Raw genomic sequence first — 2,700 nt, forward strand, 5'->3', positions numbered from 1 at the left:
GCCGCGCACAAGGCCGAGATGGCGGCCATGGGCGCGCGTCATCACCTCGAGGATGGCGCTGGTTTCGCCATGCTTGCGGGTGCCGAGAATGATTCCCTCGTCGCGCCATTCCATGCGAGGGAGCATTTCACCGATCGGGCGGCGAAATCAAGGTTGGAACGGGCCTGGTGCCGGGACAGCCGCCAATCGCAAATATCGGAATTCTCTCAGAAACCGATCAGGATTTTTGTCCCGCGCTGGCGCCATATGCGGCATGTCGACCGGCGCGGCCGGTCCCTTTGCTGTGGTCGACTCATCGGGCAAGCCGACCTCTCATTTGCCAATCCGCCCGATGAGAGGACCAGACAAATGACTTCCTTCCTGAGCCTGGTGCGGGGGCATCAGCTGACCGCCTTCTTTTCGCTGGCGCTCGGCCTGACCTGGCTGGCGTTCATCCCCTTCTGGCTCTCCGGCGGCGAGAGCATTCCCTGGTTCACCTTCGGCCCGATGGTCGCCGGATTCATCGTCGCGGCGGTTGCCGGCGGCTGGGCTTCGGTCAAGCCCATCCTCGCCTCGATGGTGAAGTGGCGGGTTCACCCGTTCTGGTATCTGGTAGCGTTCGGCCTGCCGTTCGGCGCACAGCTCGCTTCGATCCTGATCAATCCGCTGTTCGGCGCCGCGGCCCCTGCCTGGGGCAACATCCCGGCCTTTTCCGAGATGCTGCCGATCATCGGCCTCTATGCGATCTTCAGCGGCCCGCTCGGCGAGGAGCCCGGCTGGCGCGGCTTCGCCACGCCACGACTGCTCGCCGGCCATTCCGCGCTTGCCGGCAGCCTGATCCTCGGCGTGATCTGGGCCATCTGGCACTTCCCGCTCGGCCTGGTCGGCGACCTCAGCCTCTACGGCACGATCAATGTCGTCCTGGCCGGCATCGTCTTCACATGGCTGTACCAGAACACGGGCAGCGTGCTTCTCGCCTTCCTGATGCATGTCACGCACCAGAACAGCGTGCGCTTCCTCGGCAAGGTGTTCGTCGATGGCGACTATGTGCAGCAGCAGTGGATCGGCGTTGCGATCTGGGCGAGCATCGCGGTCGCGATCGTCGCCTACTACGGCACGGAGACCTTTGCGCGCCGGCCCAAGGCAAAACTGGCCATCGCTTGAACCAAATCCGCCAAAAAGCGCGGCGCTCCTATCCCGGGCACCGCGCTAGTGCGGAAACTCCAGCCCCATATCGCGGTAGCGCTCGGGGTCGTCGCCCCAATTCTCGCGCACCTTGACGAACAGAAAGAGGTGCACCTTCTGCTCCAGTATGCCCGCGATCTCCATGCGCGCCGCCTGGCCGATGGCGCGGATGGTCTCGCCCTTGTGGCCGAGCACGATCTTCTTCTGGCTGTCGCGCTCGACATAAATGACCTGCTCGATACGCACCGAGCCGTCCTTCTTCTCCTCCCATTTCTCGGTCTCGATATGGGAGGAATAGGGCAGCTCCTGATGCAGTCGCAGGTAGAGCTTTTCGCGGGTGATCTCGGCCGCGAGCTGGCGCATCGGCAGGTCGGAGATCTGGTCGTCCGGATAGTACCAGGGGCCGGCCGGCAAGGTTTGCGCAAGATAGTCGAGCAGGTCCTTGCAGCCGGAGCCGGTCAGTGCCGAGACCATGAAAGTGCGCTTGAACGGCACGCGCTCGTTCGCCGTCGCCGCCAGCGCCAGGAGCACCTCGGGCTTGACCCGGTCGACCTTGTTGAGGACCAGAAGCATCGGCTGCCGGACATCCTTCAGCCGGTCGAGGATGGCGTCCGCATCGCCGCGGATGCCGCGCTCGGCATCGATCAAAAGCACGACGATATCAGCATCCTTGGCGCCCCCCCAGGCGGTGGTCACCATCGCCGTGTCCAGCCGCCGCTTCGGCTTGAAGATGCCGGGCGTATCGACGAAGACGATCTGGGCGTTCTCATGCGTGGCGATGCCGCGCACGATGGCGCGGGTGGTCTGCACCTTGTGGGTGACGATCGACACCTTGGCGCCGACCAGTTGGTTGACCAAGGTCGACTTGCCGGCATTGGGCGCGCCGATCACCGCGACGAAGCCGGAGTGCGTCGCGGGGGCCTCGCCCGCCTGTGCCGCTTCTTCGCTCATGCCGCGCTTCCTTCATTCATCCAGACACCCTCGCGCAGCAGCAGCGCCGCTGCCGCCGCCTGCTCGGCCTCGCGCTTGGAGCGACCGCTGCCGATGGCCGGCGCGAACTGGCCGACCTTGACGCTGACGGTGAACAGCGGATCGTGGTCCGGCCCCTCCCTGCCGTCGATGCGGTAGGCGGGCGTCGCACCCGCCGCCTGATGCGCCCATTCCTGCAATTCGGTCTTGGCGTCGCGACGGGCAGCGCCGATGCGCTTGCGTCCGTCGAGGCCGCGCACGTCCGAGCCGGCGCGGATCAGTTCCGGCAGGCCGATCTCCTCGGCGATTTCGGACAGCGCCTCGGCATTGACCAGGGCGTTCAGCCGCAGCGACAGCTCGCCCTCGGCCGCGTTCGGGAATGCCGCGAGCAGCATGTCGGCCACGACAAGGCCAAGCACACGGTCGCCGAGGAATTCGAAGCGCTCATAGTCGACGCCGGCATGGCTCGACCGGGCGCTGACCCATGCCAGCGCCCGCTGCAGCCGCTGGCGGTCGCCAAAGGCATGGCCGGTGCGCTCAATGAGCGCTTCGGCGAGCGCATCGGCG

4 protein-coding genes are annotated in these 2,700 nt (G+C 65.9%); 1 reads left to right on the forward strand and 3 read right to left on the reverse strand.

Annotation, left to right across the window (positions count from 1 at the left end; translation table 11 throughout):
• The coding region (locus EN738_RS33180; RefSeq protein ID WP_189606103.1) for a recombination protein O N-terminal domain-containing protein at positions 1 to 114 on the reverse strand (114 nt) is incomplete at its 3' end.
• A gap of 234 nt (positions 115 to 348) precedes the next feature.
• Here EN738_RS33180 and EN738_RS33185 point away from each other — a divergent pair.
• Positions 349 to 1,143 carry a type II CAAX endopeptidase family protein gene (locus EN738_RS33185; protein ID WP_127287237.1) on the forward strand — a complete coding sequence of 265 codons (795 nt, stop codon included), beginning with the start codon at positions 349 to 351 and terminating at the stop codon, positions 1,141 to 1,143.
• 45 nt (positions 1,144 to 1,188) lie between these two features.
• Here EN738_RS33185 and era read toward each other — a convergent pair whose 3' ends face one another.
• Together era and EN738_RS33195 are read right to left on the reverse strand one after the other, a co-directional pair.
• A complete protein-coding gene (era, locus tag EN738_RS33190) occupies positions 1,189 to 2,115 on the reverse strand; it encodes a GTPase Era (RefSeq protein WP_127287238.1) in 927 nt (308 codons plus the stop codon).
• Positions 2,112 to 2,675 carry a putative dsRNA-binding protein gene (locus EN738_RS33195; RefSeq protein WP_127287239.1) on the reverse strand — a complete coding sequence of 188 codons (564 nt, stop codon included), beginning with the start codon at positions 2,673 to 2,675 and terminating at the stop codon, positions 2,112 to 2,114. The genes era and EN738_RS33195 overlap by 4 nt, the downstream gene beginning before the upstream one ends.
• Positions 2,676 to 2,700: the final 25 nt, after the last annotated feature.

This window comes from Mesorhizobium sp. M4B.F.Ca.ET.017.02.2.1 (assembly GCF_003998955.1).
Lineage (GTDB): Bacteria > Pseudomonadota > Alphaproteobacteria > Rhizobiales > Rhizobiaceae > Mesorhizobium > Mesorhizobium abyssinicae.